Source organism: Agromyces sp. NPDC057679 (assembly GCF_042799635.1).
In the GTDB taxonomy this organism is placed as follows: Bacteria; Actinomycetota; Actinomycetes; order Actinomycetales; family Microbacteriaceae; genus Agromyces.
Genome location: NZ_JBHVIK010000005.1, coordinates 172,060 through 190,231, shown reverse-complemented (window position 1 = coordinate 190,231; position 18,172 = coordinate 172,060). Strand labels below are relative to the sequence as shown.

15 protein-coding genes and 1 riboswitch are annotated in these 18,172 nt (G+C 70.5%); of the genes, 4 read left to right on the top strand and 11 right to left on the bottom strand.

The window, feature by feature from the left end:
* Positions 1 to 208: 208 nt before the first annotated feature.
* From ACFVAJ_RS20390 to ACFVAJ_RS20375, 4 genes are all read right to left on the bottom strand, one after another.
* Positions 209 to 1,927 (bottom strand): dipeptide ABC transporter ATP-binding protein, encoded by a 1,719-nt coding sequence (locus ACFVAJ_RS20390; protein WP_376947450.1) that lies wholly within the window; start codon positions 1,925 to 1,927, stop codon positions 209 to 211.
* Entirely contained in the window at positions 1,924 to 2,883 is a 960-nt protein-coding gene (locus ACFVAJ_RS20385; RefSeq protein ID WP_376947448.1) for an ABC transporter permease, read from the bottom strand. The genes ACFVAJ_RS20390 and ACFVAJ_RS20385 overlap by 4 nt, the downstream gene beginning before the upstream one ends.
* Positions 2,876 to 3,802: an ABC transporter permease gene (locus ACFVAJ_RS20380; protein WP_376947446.1), complete on the bottom strand. Its 927-nt coding sequence runs from the start codon at positions 3,800 to 3,802 to the stop codon at positions 2,876 to 2,878. Before ACFVAJ_RS20380 ends, ACFVAJ_RS20385 begins: the two co-directional genes overlap by 8 nt.
* 133 nt (positions 3,803 to 3,935) lie before the next feature.
* Positions 3,936 to 5,558, bottom strand: a complete 1,623-nt coding sequence (locus ACFVAJ_RS20375) for an ABC transporter substrate-binding protein (RefSeq protein WP_376947444.1) — start codon at positions 5,556 to 5,558, stop codon at positions 3,936 to 3,938.
* 207 nt (positions 5,559 to 5,765) lie between these two features.
* On the opposite strand from ACFVAJ_RS20375, the gene ACFVAJ_RS20370 reads away from it, so the two are divergent.
* Positions 5,766 to 6,530 carry a CPBP family intramembrane glutamic endopeptidase gene (locus tag ACFVAJ_RS20370; RefSeq protein ID WP_376947442.1) on the top strand — a complete coding sequence of 255 codons (765 nt, stop codon included), beginning with the start codon at positions 5,766 to 5,768 and terminating at the stop codon, positions 6,528 to 6,530.
* Here the strand turns inward: ACFVAJ_RS20370 and ACFVAJ_RS20365 are convergent.
* Positions 6,469 to 6,957: a hypothetical protein gene (locus tag ACFVAJ_RS20365; protein WP_376947440.1), complete on the bottom strand. Its 489-nt coding sequence runs from the start codon at positions 6,955 to 6,957 to the stop codon at positions 6,469 to 6,471. The two genes, ACFVAJ_RS20370 and ACFVAJ_RS20365, sit on opposite strands and share 62 nt — an antisense overlap.
* A 128-nt stretch (positions 6,958 to 7,085) precedes the next feature.
* Between ACFVAJ_RS20365 and ACFVAJ_RS20360 the strand changes: the two genes are divergently transcribed.
* A complete protein-coding gene (locus tag ACFVAJ_RS20360; protein WP_376947438.1) occupies positions 7,086 to 7,346 on the top strand; it encodes a hypothetical protein in 261 nt (86 codons plus the stop codon).
* A 9-nt stretch (positions 7,347 to 7,355) separates the two neighbouring features.
* On the opposite strand, the gene ACFVAJ_RS20355 is transcribed toward ACFVAJ_RS20360, so the two are convergent.
* The 3 genes from ACFVAJ_RS20355 to ACFVAJ_RS20345 all read right to left on the bottom strand — a co-directional run bounded on the left by ACFVAJ_RS20355 (position 7,356) and on the right by ACFVAJ_RS20345 (position 9,176).
* The gene (locus ACFVAJ_RS20355) at positions 7,356 to 7,865 is read right to left on the bottom strand and encodes a hypothetical protein (RefSeq protein WP_376947436.1); all 510 of its coding nucleotides are present in this window, start codon (positions 7,863 to 7,865) and stop codon (positions 7,356 to 7,358) included.
* 109 nt (positions 7,866 to 7,974) lie between these two features.
* Positions 7,975 to 8,673 (bottom strand): anti-sigma factor family protein, encoded by a 699-nt coding sequence (locus ACFVAJ_RS20350; RefSeq protein ID WP_376947434.1) that lies wholly within the window; start codon positions 8,671 to 8,673, stop codon positions 7,975 to 7,977.
* Entirely contained in the window at positions 8,670 to 9,176 is a 507-nt protein-coding gene (locus ACFVAJ_RS20345) for a sigma-70 family RNA polymerase sigma factor (protein ID WP_376947432.1), read from the bottom strand. Before ACFVAJ_RS20345 ends, ACFVAJ_RS20350 begins: the two co-directional genes overlap by 4 nt.
* A 101-nt stretch (positions 9,177 to 9,277) precedes the next feature.
* Between ACFVAJ_RS20345 and ACFVAJ_RS20340 the strand changes: the two genes are divergently transcribed.
* On the top strand, positions 9,278 to 9,793 hold the full coding sequence (locus ACFVAJ_RS20340; RefSeq protein ID WP_376947430.1) for a DUF2231 domain-containing protein: 516 nt from the start codon (positions 9,278 to 9,280) through the stop codon (positions 9,791 to 9,793).
* A 30-nt stretch (positions 9,794 to 9,823) separates the two neighbouring features.
* On the opposite strand, the gene gcvP is transcribed toward ACFVAJ_RS20340, so the two are convergent.
* The 3 genes from gcvP to gcvT form a co-directional block, all read right to left on the bottom strand.
* Positions 9,824 to 12,712 (bottom strand): aminomethyl-transferring glycine dehydrogenase, encoded by a 2,889-nt coding sequence (gcvP, locus tag ACFVAJ_RS20335; protein WP_376947428.1) that lies wholly within the window; start codon positions 12,710 to 12,712, stop codon positions 9,824 to 9,826.
* Positions 12,713 to 12,724: 12 nt separating this feature from the next.
* On the bottom strand, positions 12,725 to 13,096 hold the full coding sequence (gcvH, locus tag ACFVAJ_RS20330) for a glycine cleavage system protein GcvH (protein WP_376947426.1): 372 nt from the start codon (positions 13,094 to 13,096) through the stop codon (positions 12,725 to 12,727).
* A gap of 67 nt (positions 13,097 to 13,163) precedes the next feature.
* Positions 13,164 to 14,339 carry a glycine cleavage system aminomethyltransferase GcvT gene (gene gcvT, locus ACFVAJ_RS20325; RefSeq protein ID WP_376947424.1) on the bottom strand — a complete coding sequence of 392 codons (1,176 nt, stop codon included), beginning with the start codon at positions 14,337 to 14,339 and terminating at the stop codon, positions 13,164 to 13,166.
* 180 nt (positions 14,340 to 14,519) lie between these two features.
* Positions 14,520 to 14,623: riboswitch (glycine riboswitch) on the bottom strand.
* A gap of 174 nt (positions 14,624 to 14,797) precedes the next feature.
* Here gcvT and ACFVAJ_RS20320 point away from each other — a divergent pair.
* On the top strand, positions 14,798 to 18,160 hold the full coding sequence (locus tag ACFVAJ_RS20320) for a hypothetical protein (protein ID WP_376947422.1): 3,363 nt from the start codon (positions 14,798 to 14,800) through the stop codon (positions 18,158 to 18,160).
* Positions 18,161 to 18,172: the final 12 nt, after the last annotated feature.

Sequence of the window (18,172 nt, the reverse complement as noted above, 5' to 3'; positions counted from 1 at the left end):
GGTTCCTCGCGGTGAGGCATCCGGTCTGATCGACCGCCCGGAAACGGGCTCGGCCGGGCGCCGCGGATGCGCTGGATGGGAGTCTGTGGGAGCGCGGACGACCGTGAATCGACGGTTCGCGCCAAGCAATCCTACCGTGCGCACCCGGGTGAATGCCGAACGCCCGGCATCCGTGGGTCGGATGCCGGGCGTTCTGGACGGGCGGGAGCTACGCGCCGAGCTTGATGTTCGCGCCCGGGATCGCCGCGAGCAGGTCGCGGGTGTACTGCTCCTTGGGGTTGTCGAACACCTCGTCGGTGGTCGCCGCCTCGACGATGCGCCCCTTCTGCATCACGCAGACGTTGTCGGCGATGACGCGCACGACCGCGAGGTCGTGGGTGATGAAGAGGTACGTCAGGTTGAGTTCGGCCTGCAGCTCGGCGAGCAGACGCAGGATCTGCGCCTGCACGAGCACGTCGAGCGCGGAGACCGCCTCGTCGAGGATGACGATCTCGGGCTTGAGCGCGAGCGCACGCGCGATGGCGATGCGCTGGCGCTGTCCGCCCGAGAGCTCGTTCGGGTAGCGGCCGACCAGCGTGCGCGGCAGCGAAACCTGGTCGAGCAGCTCGAACACGCGCTCGCGACGCGACGCCGCCGTGCCGACCTTGTGCGTCGTCAGCGGCTCGGCGATCGTGTTGCCGATGTTGCGCAGCGGGTTCAGCGAGCCGTACGGGTCCTGGAAGACCGGCTGCATGCGGCTGCGGAGACCGAACATCTCCTTGCTGCTCACGCTCGCGAGGTCGTGACCGCCGACGACGATCTTGCCGCTGGTCGCGTCCTCGAGCTTCAGGAGCATCTTCGCGACGGTCGACTTGCCCGAACCGGACTCGCCCACGAGCGCCATGGTTGTGCCCTTGGGGATCTGGAACGAGACGTCGTCGACCGCGGTGAAGTCGCCCGAACCGCGGATCTTGAAGACCTTGGTGAGGTTCTCGACCACGATCGCCGGCGGCTGCGACGCCGCGGCCTCGAGCGCCTCGGCGCGGGCCTCGGCCGTCGCGAGCAGGTCGATCGTCTCACCGGCCGCCGCCGAGGCATCGGCCGCGATGGAGGACTCGGCCGCCGCGATGCTGCCCGTCGCCTGGATCCGCCGCGAGGCGAGGCTCGGGGCGGCGGCGACGAGGCGCTGCGTGTACGGGTGCTGCGGGTTCTGCAGGATCTGGGCGGACGGGCCCGACTCGACGACCTGGCCCTTGTACATGACGAGGAGCTGCTCGGCGCGCTCGGCCGCGAGGCCGAGGTCGTGCGTGATGAACAGCAGCGTCGTGCCGAGTTCGCGGGTGAGCGACTCGAGGTGGTCGAGGATGACCCGCTGCACCGTCACGTCGAGCGCCGAGGTCGGCTCGTCGGCGATCAGGAGCTGCGGGTTGGCCGCGAGGCCCATGCCGATGAGCACGCGCTGGCGCATGCCGCCCGAGAACTGGTGCGGGAACTGCTTGAGGCGCCGGTCGGCGTCGTGCAGGCCGGCCTCCTTCAAGACCTGGATGGCGCGCTGCTTGACCTCCTTGCGGCCACTGGCGATGCCGTTCGCACGGATCGCCTCCTCGACCTGGAAGCCGATCGACCACACCGGGTTGAGGTTCGACATCGGATCCTGGGGGACGAACCCGATCTTGCGACCGCGGATCTCCTCCATCTCCTTCTGCGGAGCCTTGGCCAGGTCCTGCCCGTCGAGCAGGATCTGCCCGCCCGAGATGTGGCCGGTGCCCGGGAGCAGGTTGATGATCGCGTGCGCGGTCGTCGACTTGCCCGAGCCCGACTCGCCGACGATCGCGAGGCTGGAGCCGCGGTCGAGCGTGAAGCTCACACCGCGGACCGCCTGCACGAGGCCGTTCTGGGTGCGGAATGCGACCTCGAGGTCTTTGACTTGGAGCAGGGGGGTGCTCATCGCTGTGCCCTCGCCTTCGGGTCGAGTGCGTCTCGAATGACTTCACCGAGCATGATGAACGAGAACACGGTCAGGGAAAGCGCGATCGACGGGTAGATCAGCACCTGCGGAGCGGTGCGGAGCGTCGTCTGCGCCTGGGCGATGTCGTTGCCCCACGACATGATGCTCGAGGGGAGCCCCACGCCGAGGAACGAGAGCGACGCCTCGGCGACGATCGCACCCGCGAGCGAGATCGTCGCGATCACGATGACCGGCGCGATCGAGTTCGGCACGACGTGGGCCCACATGATCTTGAACCGCGACACGCCGATCGCCGTGGCGGCGGTGACGAAGTCGGAGTTCTTGACCCGCAGGATCTCGGATCTGAGCACACGCGCGGTCGCGGGCCAGGCGAAGATACCGATCGCGAGGGAGATGACCCACACGTTGCGGTAGTTCGCGAGCACCGACATGATGACGACGGCGGCGAGGATGTAGGGGATCGAGAAGAAGATGTCGCCGAGGCGCGAGAGCACTCCGTCGACCCAGCCGCCGTAGTAGCCCGCGAACGCACCGAAGAGCACGCCGAGGGTGAACACGAGGACGGTCACGATGATGCCGACCGACAGCGAGGTGCCGGCGCCGTAGACGATGCGCGCGAACACGTCGCAACCCTGGCGGGTGAACCCGAGCGGGTGACCGGGGACGGGGGCGCCGTTGCTGTTCGCGAGCAGGCAGCCCTCGCTGGGCGACTCGTTCGTGAACAGGCCCGGGAAGAGCGCCACGAAGACGATGAGCAGGATCAGCGCGGACGAGATCCAGAACATCGGACGACGACGCAGGTCGGCCCAGGCGTCGATCCAGAGGTTCGACGGCTTGCCCTCGGCCTTGATGGAGTCGATGGCTTCGAGCGGCGTCTCCTCGAGCGGAGCGACGTAGTGCTCGATGCGGGGTTTCGATGAAGACGTGTCAGGCATAGCGGATCCTCGGGTCGAGCACGGCGTACAGAAGGTCGATCAGGAGGTTCACGATGAGGTAGAGGAGCACCATGATCGTCACGAAGGACACGACCGTGGGGCCTTCGCCTCGAATGACCGCCTGATAGAGGGTGCGACCGACGCCGGGCACGTTGAAGATGCCCTCCGTGATGGTCGCGCCCACGAGCAGCGTGCCGAAGTCGGTGCCGAGGTAGGTGACCACCGGGATCAGCGAGTTGCGGAGGATGTGCACGGGGACGACGCGTCGTCGCGTGAGCCCCTTGCTGTACGCGGTACGGACGAAGTCGAGGCCGGAGGTCTCGATGACCGACGAGCGCGTCAATCGCACGATCTGGGCGAAGCTGATCGTCGCGAGCACGATGGCCGGCAGGATCAGGTCTTCGAGCGGGGCTCCGGTGCCGACGGTCGGACTGAACCAGCCCCACTGGATGCCCATGAAGTACTGGGCGACGAAGGCGATCACGAAGATCGGCAGCGAGATGAGCACGAGGCTCACCGCGAGGCCGGTCGCATCGAAGATGCCGCCCTTGCGCAGACCGCTGATGAGGCCGACGGTGATGCCGGCGACCATCTCGAAGAAGATCGCGAGGAGGGCGAGGCGGATCGTCACCGGGAAGGTGCGTGCGAGCACCTCATTGACCGGCTGACCCGAGTAGGTCACGCCGAAGTCGCCCTGGAAGATCCCGAGCAGGTAGTAGAAGTACTGCACGATGAACGGATCGTTCAGGTGGTACTGCTCGCGGATCTGGTCGATCACGCCGGGGGCCGGCGGACGGTCGCCGTAGAGCGCCGCGATCGGGTCGCCCGGCATGGCGAAGACCATGAAGTAGATGAGGAAGGTGGCTCCGAGGAGCACGGGGATGATTTGGAGGAGGCGCTTTCCGGTGTACCAGAGCATCAGCGCTCCTCAGGGTGTAGTGCTGAGAGCATTTTGGGCCGCAATCACAGAATCGATCGGATATCAGCATGATGTCCGGGGCGTTGTCGCCCCGGACATCATGCTAGACGGGATTATAGACGAGAGTTACGCCTCAGCCCTTGGTGATCTGGTGGTAGAGCGGCACCGAGTCCCAGCCGAACACCACGTTGTCGACCGTGTCGGCGGAGACGCCGGTCACGTTCGAGTACCACAGCGGGATCGCGGGCAGGTCCTTCAGCAGGACTTCCTGAGCCTGCTGGTAGATCGCGGTCGCGTCCTCGACCGAAGCGGCGACAGCGCCCTCCTTGAGGAGGTTGTCGAACTCTTCGCTGGAGTAGTCCTCGTAGTTCGATCCGGCACCGGTCTGGTAGAGCGGGGCGAGGAAGTTGTACATCGAGGGGTAGTCGCCCTGCCAGCCGGCGCGCGTGCCACCGGTCAGCTTGTCGTTGGTGCGGTCGTCGAGGGCCGCAGCGAACGTCGGGTAGGGCTTGCCCACGGCCTGGATGCCGAGGGTGTTGGCGATCGAGTTCACGACCGCGTCGACCCAGGCCTGGTGGCCGCCGTCGGCGTTGTACGCGAGGTCGAAGACGGTGTCGCCGTACGGGGCGATCGCGTCGGCCTCGGCCCAGAGCTTCTTGGCCTCATCCGGGTTGAACTCGAGGACCTCAGCGCCCTCGAGCTTGTCGGTCCAGCCCGCGATGACCGGCGAGGTGTAGTCGGTCGCCGGGGTACGGGTGCCCTGGAAGATCACGTCGGTGATCTCGTCGCGGTTGATCGCCATCGAGATGGCGGCGCGACGGAGCTCGCCCTCTTCGCCGCTCCAGTGCTCGAGGTAGTACGGCATGTTGAAGCCCTGGAAGATGGCTGCCGGCTGGTTGACCGCGCGGTCGCCGAACTCGTCCTCGTAGGTCTCGAACGCCGAGTCGGGCACGGCGTCGAGGACGTCGAGGTTGCCCGCCTGGACGTCGGCGTAGGCCGAGTCCTGCGAAGCGTAGAAGACGATCGAGAGGCCGCCGTTGGCAGCCTTGCGGACGCCGTCGTAGTCGGGGTTGGTCACGAGGTCGATGCGCTCCTCGTGAACCCAGGCGCCCTCTTCGGCCAGCATGTACGGGCCGTTGCCGATGGGGTTCTCGCCGAAGGCCTCCATGTCGTCGAAGGCGACCTCGGGCAGCGGCGAGTAGGCCGAGTAGCCCAGACGCAGCGGCCAGTCGGCCTCGGGCGCGGTGAGGGTGACCTCGAAGGTCAGGTCGTCGACGACCTTGAGACCCGTGAGCTCCGAGTCGGCCTCGTAGGAGAAGCCCTCGATGTTGTCGAAGAAGTACGACGAACCCTGCGCGTTGCTGAAGAGCGCGCCGTAGTTCCACGCGTCGACGAACGAGTTCGCGGTGACGTCGGAGCCGTCGGTGAAGGTCTGGCCTTCCTTCAGCTTGACCGTCCAGTGCTGCGAGTCGTCGGACTCGATCGACTCGGCGACGTCGTTCTCGATCTCACCGTCGGCGGTGTACGAAACGAGGCCCGCGAAGAGCGACGTGATGATCTTGCCGCCACCGGTCTCGGTGGTGTTGGTCGGGATCAGCGGGTTCTGCGGCTCGGAGCCGTTCGTCGTGATGATCGCGTCAGGGTCACCGGCGGGCGAGGTGGCCTCGGTTCCGCCGCCGCTCGTGCAACCGGTGAGCACCAGTGCGCCGGCTGCAGCAAGAGCAATGGCTGCAACGCCGATTCTCTTGATCTTCAATGTTCCTCCTGTGAGATGTGCGCGGGGGCAGAGCGGCTCGTGACCGCACTGTGCGCTTCGTGGTGCAAGACTACGAATCGTTCCCTGAGAAGCAAAGTCGAGACGGAAACCGTTACCGATGCGCAACCTAGCGTCATCGGGAGCGACACGGAACGTCGTGATCACGCACGATCGTTGCGCGAGAGCCCCGCATGCGAGGATTGCAGCATGCCCGATGCACGACGACTGCGAATCGAGCTCGCGATCGTGCTCGGCCTCTCGCTGGGCGCATCGGCCGTGTACTCGATCGTCTCGATCATCGCGCGGGTCACCGACGACCGTCCGCTGGCCGAGCAGTCGGCCGCGATCAACCAGTCGCGCGCGAGCCGCGAGTGGCTCGACCTCACCTACCAGTTCCTCGACGTGTTCTTCGGGCTCTTCGTCGTGGCGCTCGTGCTCTACCTGCTCTCGCGGCCCGGTGGAAGTCCCTTCCGGCGCATCGGCCTCGACTTCACGAGACCGGGTCGCGACGTCGCATCCGGCCTCGCGCTCGTCGCCGTCATCGGCGTGCCCGGGCTCGCGCTCTACGCGATCGGGCGCGCCGCCGGCGTGACCGTCACCGTCGTGCCGTCACCGCTCGACACCCACTGGTGGACGATCCCGATCCTCGTGCTCGCGGCGCTGAAGGCGGCGCTCGTCGAGGAGGTGATCGTCGTCGGGTACCTCTTCACGCGCCTCCGCGAGCTCGGCGTCGGCCCGTGGGCGACGATCATCTCGAGCGCGCTGCTGCGCGGCACGTACCACCTCTACCAGGGCTTCGGGCCGTTCGTCGGCAACGCCCTGATGGGCGTCGTGTTCGGCTGGTGCTACCAGCGCTGGGGGCGCACGATGCCCCTCGTCGTCGCGCACTGGGTGCTCGACATGGTGTCGTTCATCGGCTATCCCCTGGCGGTCGCGTGGTGGCCGACGCTCTTCGCGCCCCCGGCGGAGTGATCCCCGACCTCGCGAGGAGGAGCGCGCGGATGCCCCGCGCGAGGCGTCGGCGCGGCCGGCGCCGGTAGGCGACGAGGTGCCGGGCGTCCGCGGCGGGACGGGCGGGCGGCTCGGTCGAGCGTCGCTCGACCGCGACCACGGCCGCGACCACGTCGGCGCGCGGCGGCTCTGGCGGCGTCGGCGTCTCGACGTCGAGGTCGCCGCTGAGATGCAGGGCCCGACGGCTCGGCGTGCAGACCACGCCGAGGTAGCCTCCGCGGGCGAAGTCCATCACGTCCTGGGCGTGCCGCATGGCCTGGGCGGATTCGGCGACGCTCCCCCGGCGGCGCAGACGCTGCTCGAGCCCGGCCGTGTCGGCCGTCGCGATGCTCACGGCGATGAAGGTCACGATGAACGCGAGTCCCGCGATCACGTCGATGCTCGGCATGCGGCACCTCCTCGTGCGAATGGTCGTCGGAAACCGCCACCGGGCGAGATTTCCGAGTGAACCTCAGTGTACTCCCGGGGGAAGCCCACGGGGTCGCCCTGATCCGCCGATCCTCGACGCTCGCGAGCATGGAGGAACCCTCGACCCGAGGGCCTCTCGCCGGCATCGCCGGGATCGACCGATGGAACGGAACCATGCACCTCGCCGCAGCTTTCGCCGCGGGCCACCTCGCGGCCCGCGCAACCGACCGCCGCTTCCGCACGACCGAGACGGAGATCCGCGAAGCGCAGGAGCGCGTCGCGGCCCGGCGCGCCGAACAGGTCGCCGCGCAGAGCGCCCGGCGCGGCTACGCGGAACGCGGTCGCCATGCGGCACCGCGCCCCGCGTAGTCGCGGTCGTCAGCCGCCGATCTTCTCCCCGGCGGGGCTCAGCACCCACCAGACGCCGTTGACGCCCTGGCCGTTCGTGTCGCCCTCGGCGCTGTCGCCGGCGAAGGTGTAGAGCGGCCAGCCGTCGAGGGTGAGCTGCATCGAGCCGTCGACGCCGGTGATGGTGCCGACCTCTCCCGTGACGCCCTCGACCTCGGGGATGTCGGAGTCCGTCGTCACGGCGGGCCAGTTCGTGGCGCACTGCCCCTCGCAGCTGCTCGCGTCCCCGCCCTGGGTGTCGGTGTCGAACATGTAGACCGTCATTCCCTCCCCGTCGACCACGATCTCGCCGAGGTCCGAGTCGGCGGTCGTGAGGAGCGCTCCCGACGAGGCGGCCCCGGTGTCGGGCGCCTCCGTCTCGGTCGAGGTCCCACCGCCGTAGCCGGTGTCGCCCGAGTCGCCCGAGCCCGGCGCCGAGCAGCCCGCCAGTGCGACGACGAGCCCCAACGCGGCCAGTCCTGTGGTGATGCGCAGCTTCATTCGAAGTCCTTCTCTCATGCTCCCGGCCGCGATCGCGGCCTCTCCAGAAGCACGAGACCGGGCCCCGAATCGTTCACCGCGCATCCGGCACGGCGCCGACCGGCGCCGATCAGTCGAAGGCGCCCCGCATGAGCACCTCGCCGCTGCCGATCGCACGGATCTCGAGCGAGGCGATGTCGTCGAGGTCGAGCGCGGCCCCCGCCGACAGGCGTGCGGCGGCGCCGGGGCTCGCCCGCCAGGTCGAGACATCCGTGCGCTCGCCGTCGCGGCCCACGACCACCAGCGCGTACGGCCAGCCCTCCGGCGGGGCATCGGATGCCACGGCGTCGGCGTACCGGCAGTCGAGCTCGATCCTCGTGCCCCAGGCGACCTGGGTGAGCGTCGCCGTCGCGGAGAGCGGCACCTCGGCGACGGACTCGAACGCCACCGACTCGCCGACGATCGGCGACCGGGCGATCCCGAGCGGCACGGCGATCGCGGCGACGACGAGCACGGCCGCCGCGGCGGACGCGATCCACCAGGTGCGGGCCCGCCGGCGACGACGACGGCCCTCCAGGCGGACCACGTCGAGGAGGTCGTCGCGCGGAACTGCGATCGGTTCGGCGTCACCGTCGCCCAGGAGGGCGTACGCACGCTCGGGCGAGAGTCGAGTGAGCAGCCCGGGCATCGGGGCGAGCTCGGCGACGGCGCGCCGGCACCGTTCGCAGGCCTCGAGGTGCTGCTCGTACTCGGCGCGCTCGGCAGGCGACAGCGCGCCCAGCACGTAGGCCGAGTCCCAGTCCGCGAAGCGCGCGTGATCCGGGTTCATCGCGTCACCCCTTTCTCCTGCAGCGCGAGCCGCAGCGCCCGAAGCCCGTAATGCAGCCGGGACTTCACCGTACCCTCCGGGATGCCGAGCCGACGCGCGACCTCGGCCACGCTGCATCCGCCGTAGTACGCGTGCACGATCACCGCCCGGTGCTCGAGGCTCAGCGTCACCAGCGCCTCTTCGACCAGCAGGCTCTCGAACAGCGCGTCGGTCGCGTCGTCGGCGAGCCGCTCCGGCGTCTCGGCGACTCCGATCTCGTGCCGTCGGCGGGCGCTGCGCGCCTCGTCGATGACGAGGTTGCGGGCCACCGTGATCATCCACGATCGTGTGGAGGCCGGCTCCTGGGCCAGGATGCGGGGGCTCCGCCAGGCGCGCAGCAGCGTCTCCTGCACGATGTCGTCGGCACCGGCGGCATCACCGGTGAGGTGCACGACGTACCTCCAGACGGACGGCCCGTGCGCCTCGTAGAGCGCGACCAGCCGACGGTCGTCATCGAGCGGCATCCGCCACCTCCTGTCCTCTGCAGGGAGAACGAGAGAGCTCGGTGAATGGTTCAACTTCGGGCCGCGGTGAACCGGAGGGCCGTGCACGACGTGTTCTCGGCATGGATCCCTCGGAACTCGGGCCGCTCGCCGCGGAGGACCTCTTCCAGGTCGCGGGCCTGCCCCTGCACCCGCTCATCGTGCACGCGGTGGTCGTGCTCACCCCACTCACGGTACTCGCGCTGCTGCTCGGCGCGTTCTGGCCGCGGGCGAGGCGGCGGCTCGGCATCGTGACCGCCCTCGGGGCGGCCGTCGTGCTCGCGCTCGTGCCGATCACGGTCCTCGCCGGACGCTCGCTCGCGGAGCGCCTCGGGCCGATTCCCGCCGTGGCACGCCATCAGCAGTTCGGCGAGATGCTCCTGCCGTGGGCGATCGCGCTGTTCGTCGTCGCCGCGGGACAGTGGGCCTGGTTCCGGTTCGCCGATGAACGGCTGCGCCGCACGTCCCCCGGCGCTGCGAGGGCCACCCGGGTCGCACTCGCCGTGGCATCCGTCGTGGTGGCGGCGGGCACCATGGTGCTGCTCGTGCTCATCGGCGACTCGGGAGCCCGCGCCGTATGGGGCGGGCTCCCGAGCTGACGAGCCTGGAGCGAGCTGGGGCTCCGCCGCTTAGGCGAAGGCCTCGACCGGCGGGCAGGCGCACACGAGGTTGCGGTCGCCGTACGCCTGGTCGATGCGCCGCACCGGGGCCCAGTACTTGTTGCGCACGAGCGAACGCACCGGGTAGACGGCCTGCTCGCGGGTGTAGGGGTGCTCCCACTCCCCCGCGATGACCGACTCGGCGGTGTGCGGGGCGTTCCGCAGCGGGTTGTCGTCGGCCGGCCACTCGCCGCGTCCGACGGCGTCGGCCTCGGCCTTGATCGCGACCATCGCCTCGACGAAGCGCTCGAGCTCGGCGAGGTCCTCCGACTCGGTCGGCTCGACCATGAGCGTGCCCGCGACCGGGAACGACATCGTCGGCGCGTGGAAGCCGTAGTCGATGAGCCGCTTCGCGACGTCGTCGACGCTCACGCCGGTCTCGGCCGTCAGCGGGCGCAGGTCGAGGATGCACTCGTGCGCGACCAGCCCGTTGTCGCCCGTGTAGAGCACCGGGAAGTGCTCGCGCAGGCGCGAGGCGACGAAGTTCGCCGCGAGCACCGCCGAGGCGGTCGCCTGCTTGAGGCCCTCCGAGCCCATCATGCGCACGTACGCCCACGAGATCGGCAGGATCGACGGGCTGCCGTACGGCGCCGCCGAGACCGGTCCGCCGCCGTGCACGAAGCCGCCGGCGTGGTCGGCGCGCTGCGCCATCGGGTGGCCGGGCAGGTAGGGCGCGAGGTGCGCCTTCGCCGCCACCGGGCCGACGCCGGGGCCGCCGCCGCCGTGCGGGATGCAGAACGTCTTGTGCAGGTTCAGGTGCGAGACGTCGCCGCCGAAGTCGCCGAAGCGCGAGTAGCCGAGCAGGGCGTTGAGGTTCGCGCCGTCGACGTAGACCTGGCCGCCGGCGTCGTGCACCGCCTGGGTGATCTGCTTGACCTCGTGCTCGTACACGCCGTGCGTCGACGGGTACGTGATCATGAGGGCCGAGATGGATGCCGCGTGCTCGGCGATCTTCGCGCGCAGGTCGTCGAGGTCGACGTTGCCGAGCTCGTCGGTCGCGACGACGACGACGCGCATGCCCGCGAGCACGGCCGAGGCCGCGTTCGTGCCGTGCGCGCTCGACGGGATGAGGCACACGTCGCGCTCGCCCTCGCCGTTGGCGAGGTGGTAGCCGCGGATCGCGAGCAGGCCCGCGAGCTCGCCCTGGCTGCCCGCGTTCGGCTGCAGCGAGACGGTGTCGTAGCCGGTGACCTCGGCGAGCCAGGACTCGAGCTGCTCGACGAGGCCGAGCGAGCCGACGACGTCGGCCTCGGGCGCGAACGGGTGCAGGTTCGCGAAGGCCGGCCACGTGACGGCCTGCATCTCGGTGGCCGCGTTGAGCTTCATCGTGCAGGAGCCGAGCGGGATCATGCCGCGGTCGAGCGCGTAGTCGCGGTCGGCGAGCTGCTTGAGGTAGCGCATCATCTGCGTCTCGGAGTGGTGCGTGTTGAACACCGGGTGCTCGAGGTACGGGCTCGTGCGACGGAGGGCCTCGGGGATCGCCGTCTCGGTGATCGGGCCGTCGAGCTCGCGCTCCTCGGGTCCGCCGAAGGCCTGTGCGACCTTGTGCAGCTCGTCGAGCGTCGTCGTCTCGTCGACCGAGACGTGGACGGTCGCCTCGTCGGCCTCCCACAGCAGCACGCCGAGCTCGCGCCCGCGCGCCACGACGTTCTTCGCGAGGCCGGGCACGTGCACGCTCAGCGTGTCGAAGTAGGCGTCGTGCGCGACGTGCTGGCCCAGGTCTTCGAGCCAGCCGGCGAGCAGCTTCGCCTTGCCGGCGGTCTGGGTGGCGATGGCGCGGATGCCGCGGGGCCCGTGGTAGACCGCGTACATCGAGGCCATCACGGCGAGGAGCACCTGCGCGGTGCAGATGTTCGAGGTCGCCTTCTCGCGACGGATGTGCTGCTCGCGCGCCTGCAGGCTGAGCCGGTATGCGGGGTGGCCGGCGGCGTCCTGCGAGACGCCGACGAGGCGCCCCGGCATCTGCCGCTCGAGGCCCTTGCGCACCGCCATGTAGCCGGCGTGCGGGCCGCCGAAGCCCATCGGCACGCCGAATCGCTGCGAGGTGCCGACGGCGACGTCGGCGCCGAGCTCACCGGGGCTCGTGATGAGGGCGAGCGCGAGCAGGTCGGCGGCGACCACGGCGAGGGCGCCCTGGGCCTTCGATGCCGCGATGACCTCCGCCGGGTTCCAGACCCGCCCCGAGGCGCCCGGGTACTGCACGAAGACGCCGAAGTGCTCGCCGAGGGCGGCGACGTCCGTGCCCTCGGAGAGCGGGGCCTCGACGAGCTCGATGCCGACGGCCTCGGCGCGCGAGACGAGCAGCGCCTTCGTCTGCGGCAGCGCGTCGGCGTCGACGACGAAGCGGTTCGACGTCGACTTTGAGCCGCGGCGGGCCAGGAGCATGCCCTCGACGACCGCGGTGCCCTCGTCGAGCATCGAGGCGTTGGCGATGTCGAGGCCCGTGAGGTTCTCGACCATCGTCTGGAAGTTGATGAGCGCCTCGAGGCGTCCCTGGCTGATCTCGGGCTGGTACGGCGTGTAGGCCGTGTACCAGCTCGGGTTCTCGAGCACGTTGCGCTGGATCACCGCGGGGGTGATCGTGCCGTAGTAGCCGAGGCCGATCATGGGCGTGCGCACGGTGTTCTGCGAGGCCAGTGCGGCGAGCTCGGCGAGCGCCTCGCGCTCGGTCGCCGCAGCGGGGATCGCGGAGTTCAGCACCTCCCCCATGCGGATCGACGACGGCACCGCGGCCGACATGAGCGCTTCGAGCGAGTCGTAGCCGAGCTCGGCGAGCATGAGCGCGTGGTCGCTCGGGGTGGTGCCGATGTGGCGGCGCCCGAAGGCGTCGAGGTCGAAGGCGGAGGAGGGCGTGGTCATCGGGTCGGGTCCTTACTCGCCGGTGAGGGCGGTGTACTCGTCGCGCGTGAGCAGCTTCGGCAGGCTCGAGGTCGAGACCTTCAGCAGCCAGCCCTCGCCGAACGGGTCGCTGTTCACGAGCTCGGGGGTGTCGACGACGGCCTGGTTCGCCTCGACGACCTCGCCGTTGACCGGGGCGAAGAGCTCGCCGACCGACTTCGTCGACTCGATCTCGCCGACGACGGTGCCCTCGGTGATGGCGGTGCCCGCGGCGGGCAGGTCGACGTAGACGACGTCGCCGAGCTTCTCGGCGGCGTAGTCGGTGATGCCGATCGTGGCGACGTCGCCGTCGATCGCGATCCACTCGTGCTCTTCGGTGTAGTGCAGTGCGTTGAGGTCGGTCATGGGGTGCTCCTTGTGGTGTGGATGACTCGGGTTCGCGCCGCCGGCCGTCGAGACCGCGGCGCCGGGATCAGGAGGTGCGCTTGTAGAACGGCAGCGCCACGACGGCGGCGGGGATGCGGGTGCCGCGGACGTCGACGAACAGCTGGGTGCCGGCCTCGGCGAGCGCGGGGCTCACGAGGGCCATGGCGACGGGGTGGCCGAGCGTCGGCGAGAGCGCGCCGCTCGTCACGACGCCGACGCGGGCCGCGTCGGCCCCGTCGCCGTCGAAGACCTCGTAGTCGGCGCGGGGCGCCCGGCGGCCCTCGGCCGCGAGACCGACGAGCACCGGGGCATCCGCGGCGGGGCCCTGCTCGACGGCGGCGCGCCCGATGAAGTCGCCCTCCTTCGCGAGGGCGACGACGCGGCCGAGGCCGGCCTGCACGGGCAGGATGTCGCGGCTGAGCTCGTGCCCGTAGAGGGGCATGCCCGCCTCGAGGCGGAGCGTGTCGCGGCTCGCGAGCCCGCACGGCACGACCCGCGGTCCGCCGGTCTCGACGAGCGCCTCCCAGAGGCGCGCCGCGCGCTCGGGGGCGACGTAGAGCTCGAAGCCGTCTTCGCCGGTGTAACCGGTGCGGGCGACGAGCACGGGCTGGCCCTCGAACGTGGCGGGGAACGCGCGGTAGTACTTCAGTGCGGCGATCTGCGCGTCGAAGTCCTCCGCGTCGTTGCCGGGGCCGTCGACGCCGAACCCGGGGGTCTCGAGCAGCACGGCGCGGGCGTCGGGGCCCTGCAGCGCGACGAGGGCGACGTCGTCGCTCTCGTCGGACACGACGGTGTCGAAGCCCGCTGCGCGGGTGCGCAGCTCGTCGGCGACGACCGCCGCGTTCGACGCGTTGGCGACGACCATGTAGCGGTCGTCACCCGTGCGGTACACCACGAGGTCGTCGATGATGCCGCCGTCCTCGGCGAGCAGCAGCGAGTACTTCGCCTGGCCGATCTCGATCGCCGAGAGCTTGCCGGCGAGCGCGAAGTCGAGCGCCGCGGCCGCCTGCGGGCCGATCAGCACGATCTCGCCCATGTGCGAGAGGTCGAAGATGCCCGAGGTGGTGCGTACGGCGTGGTGCTCGGCGAGATCGCTCGAGTAGCGCACCGGCATCTGCCAGCCGGCGAAGTCGGTGAAGCTCGCGCCCACGGCGCGGTGCACGGCGTCGAGCGGGCTGAGGCGCTCCTCGGCGGGGGCGGTGGTACCGGGGTCGTTCGTCACGAGTTCTCCTTGACTGGCGGCTGCGGGTGCAGTGCGCGCGGTCGCGATTCGTGCGGCGGATGCCGCATGAGAACTCCCCCTCTGTCATGAGCCTGAGAGTTTCACGCGTTGACGCGCTTTCACCGTGGGCGGCCCCGCTGAGATTCGTCGATCTCGTGCGGGAGCACTTTTCAGAGTGGCCTCGTCGTCGCGGTGTGAGACCTGAGAGATTGGCAGGGAGGCTTGCTCCTTCGGTGCCGGCGCTGCGCTGCGAACAGTGCTGCCGGCTCTCCCGCGACGCGTCGATGGCCCGGTATGAGGTTGTACCGTGATCCTAGCAGCGCCCCGACGCCCGGAACGGCGGCCTTCGCCTCCCTCCGGCTCCATCGGCGCGACGATGTCCCGCATGCGGGGGCTACAGCCGCGGTGGCGGCGAGACTAGGCTCGCATCGTCCGGGTTCGCTTCGTTGGAGGCCGAAGTGTCGCAGCAGACAGCATCGTCGCGCGCGTCCACGCCTGAGGGCGGAGAACAGCCGCCCCTGGGGCTCTCCGACCCCGCGTTCGCACCGTCGCGGCTCGACGCCCGATGGCGCGGTGCAGGATCGCTGCTGTCGTGGCTCGTCGTCGCGTCGCTCGTGGCGGTCGTGCTCGGCGAGCTCGACCGGCTCATCACGAGCGTGCCCGGCTCTGACGGCCGCAGCCATTCGCTCAACGTCCTGCTCACCCCGCTCTCGGTGACGCAGGGCGACAGCTGGTCGCGCTGGGCCGACGCACCGCTCCACGTCGAACTGGGGTTCTGGATCATCGCCTCGGCGGTGATCGACTTCGCCCTGGTGCTCGCGATCATCAAGCTCGGTCGGCGAGCGATCGGCGTGGTCGAGGGCCGGCCGCGTCGAGTGCCCGAGGTCGCCCTTGCCGTGTACCTCGTGAGCGAAGTGGCCGAGAACGCGGCGCAGATCGTCGCGGGCGGCGGCGTGATGGCCGGGTCGGCGGCCGTCGCGGCCGGGGCCGGCCTGGTGATGATCCTCCCGACGCTGTTCAAGGTCGTCGCCCTCGTCGTGCTCGTGGTCGCGATCCTCCGCCTGCCCGACTACCGGGCGGCCATGCGTCCTCGGTTCGCGAGGCTCATGGAAGCGATCTGGGTGCACCGGCTCGCGACGCTCGCGATCGCCGTGATCGCCGTCCTGTCCTGCATCCCCGCGTCCGACCTTCTCGACCAGCTGCCCGACGTCCAACGGCAGTGGGCCGACCGCCTCGGCTGGACCCACGCCCTGTGGGCGGGCGCGGCCCTGCTCGCGACGGCCCTCGTGAACTTCGTGCTCGGTCGTCGCCGAACCCGGCTCATGGTGGAGATCCGGGTGCTCCGCCTGCACCGCCGTCGGCCCGAGCGCCGTTGGCACTCGGCCGCACCGTGGTGCATCGCGCCCGGGATCGTGCTCGCCGCCGGTCTCGTCGCGCTCGTCGTCGGGCTCGCGACCGGCGGGCCGATCGGCATCCATCTCCCGACCTTCCTCAGCGTGTTCGTCATCACCGGCGCGGTGCCGGTGCTCGCCGCCGTCTTCCACCCGGCGAAGGATGCACCTCGCGAGGATCGGCTGGACTACGACCCCGAGCGTGCCGCGGCGGCCTGGATCGTCGGCGACGCGCTCGCCGTGCTGGTGATCGCCGTCGGCTCGATCGGCGTCGTCCGGTCCTTCTTCATCCCATTCGTCCTCGGTATCGATCCCGGCGTGCCCTCGACCTTCGCCTGGTCCGTGCCCGTCGTGCTGCTCGGCTCAGCGGTCGCCGTCGCCGCGCCGCGCGTACTGCCGCGCGTCCGCCGTTGGAACTGGGGCCGAGCGGCGCTCGACCCGGTGTCGGCGGTGAAGGAGAACGCGGGCGCCGCGGCGAGCGCGGTCGCACCCGACGACGGAGTGGGCGTCTCCGCCGCCACGGAGGACGGTCCCGCGCGACCGCCGGTCGCCGAGGTCGCCGATGCCGGCGCCGTCGAGTGGATCGCGTTCATCGTCGGCGCGGCCGTGCTCGCGCTCGCCCTCGTCGTGCCGAGCTGGCTCGGGTGGGGCATCGGCAGCGTCGCCGCCGCCCTCGTCGCGATCTCCGCGTGGGTGACGGTGTTCGGCGCGTTCACGCTCATCGTGCAACCGCGCGAGCTCATCGCGCCGTTCCGATGGCTCGGGCTGAAGGCGCCGCCCGTCCTCACCCTCGGGTTCCTCGTGCCCTTCGTGGTGAACATCATGGTGTCGTCGATCGCCGCCGACTCGGCGCTGCACGCCGTGCAGGTCTCCAACGACGGAGCGGCGCAGGTCACGAGCGGGCTCCCGACCACGATCGACGAACGGCTCGACGCGCTCCAGCACGACGACTGCGCGATCGACATCACCGAGGACCTCGGCCTGTCTCCGAACGAGGGCGACGAGCCGGTCACCGTCCGTCCCGTGTTCCTCATCGCCGCCGAAGGCGGAGGCATCCGCGCCGCCTACTGGACCGCGGCGGCGCTCGCCGAGCTCGACGGCTGCGCCGCGACCTCGGGACTCGTCGCCAACGGCATCAGCGGCGGCTCTCTCGGGCTCGCGATCGCCTCGACGATCGATGCCGACCGGGTGGGATCCTTCGACGACCTCGACGACCCCGCCTCGGCGGCCGAGTCGGCCATGGACGACGAGTTCCGTGCAGAGGAGCGCTCGGCGATCCTCGAGGCCGCCCGCAAGACCTCCGGACCCGACGTCGTCTCGACCGCGGTGCTCGGACTCACCGTGGGCGACGCGTTCGCCGCGGGCACCGGCGTGCGCATCCCCTCGTTCCTCGAACTCGGCCCCGAGTCCGACGACCCCGTGCAGTGGCGCTGGCGAGACCGTGCCGCGTTCGTCGAGGCGCTCTGGGAGCGCGGCTCGCCGACGCTCGCCGAGCAGTTCTCGCCCGAGATCTCGCCGCTCACGGGATCGCTCATCCTGAGCTCGACCGATGTCGTGTCCCGATGCCGCCTGCTCGTCGACCAGGCGCCGTTCGTGTCCGAGGCGGCGGCCGAGGCCGGGGTCGCGTCCTCGCTGGTCGATCAGGCGTCCGACTGCGAGGCGGTGGGCGGCAACCCCTCGATGCTCGGGTTCCGCGACCTGCAGGTGAACGAGGAGAGCGACCCCGAGTCGATCTCGGAGTGCCTGATGTCGCTCGACTGGTCGACGGCGGTCATGCTGTCGGCGCGATTCGCCATCATCACGCCCACCGGCGGCCTTCCCGGTGCCGGCCGGTGCGACGTCGCCAAGGGCGCCCAGTTCGTCGACGGCGGCTATGTCGAACCGACGTCGCTCGCCGCGCTCGCCGACCTCTCGCCGCTGATCTCCCAGAAGATCGCCGAGCACAACGGCGAGCGGGTCGAGGGCGAGCCCTGGCTGCTGCCGACGCTCGTGTACCTGCGCAACACCCAGGGCTACGACCTCGCCGAGGACGTCGCGCGGGCGGAGTCGGAGCCCCTCGTGCCCATCACCGGCGGGGCGGCCAAGACCAACCTGACCGCCGAGGACTCGTGGATCCAGCGGATCACGCTGGCGGCGGCCGGGGCATGCCCCGACGGCCCCGAGGGCGAGACCTGCGAGAAGTCCCTCGGCTGGCTGCACGGCGACGAGGTGCTGCCCGGCGGCACCGTGGTCGTCGCTCCCGACTCCACGCCGGGTGTCGTGCCGCCGCTCGGCTGGGCCCTCTCAGACCTCAGCCGGGCGCGCTTCGACGCTGCGATCGCGAGCGATGCCGTGTGCCGGTACGACGAACCGACGGTCGTGTCCGGCGGGTACGCCGGCCTCGCGCGCCTCCTGACCGTGATGCCGAACGGGCGCTGCGCCGGCGACTGAGCCGCGTCCCGG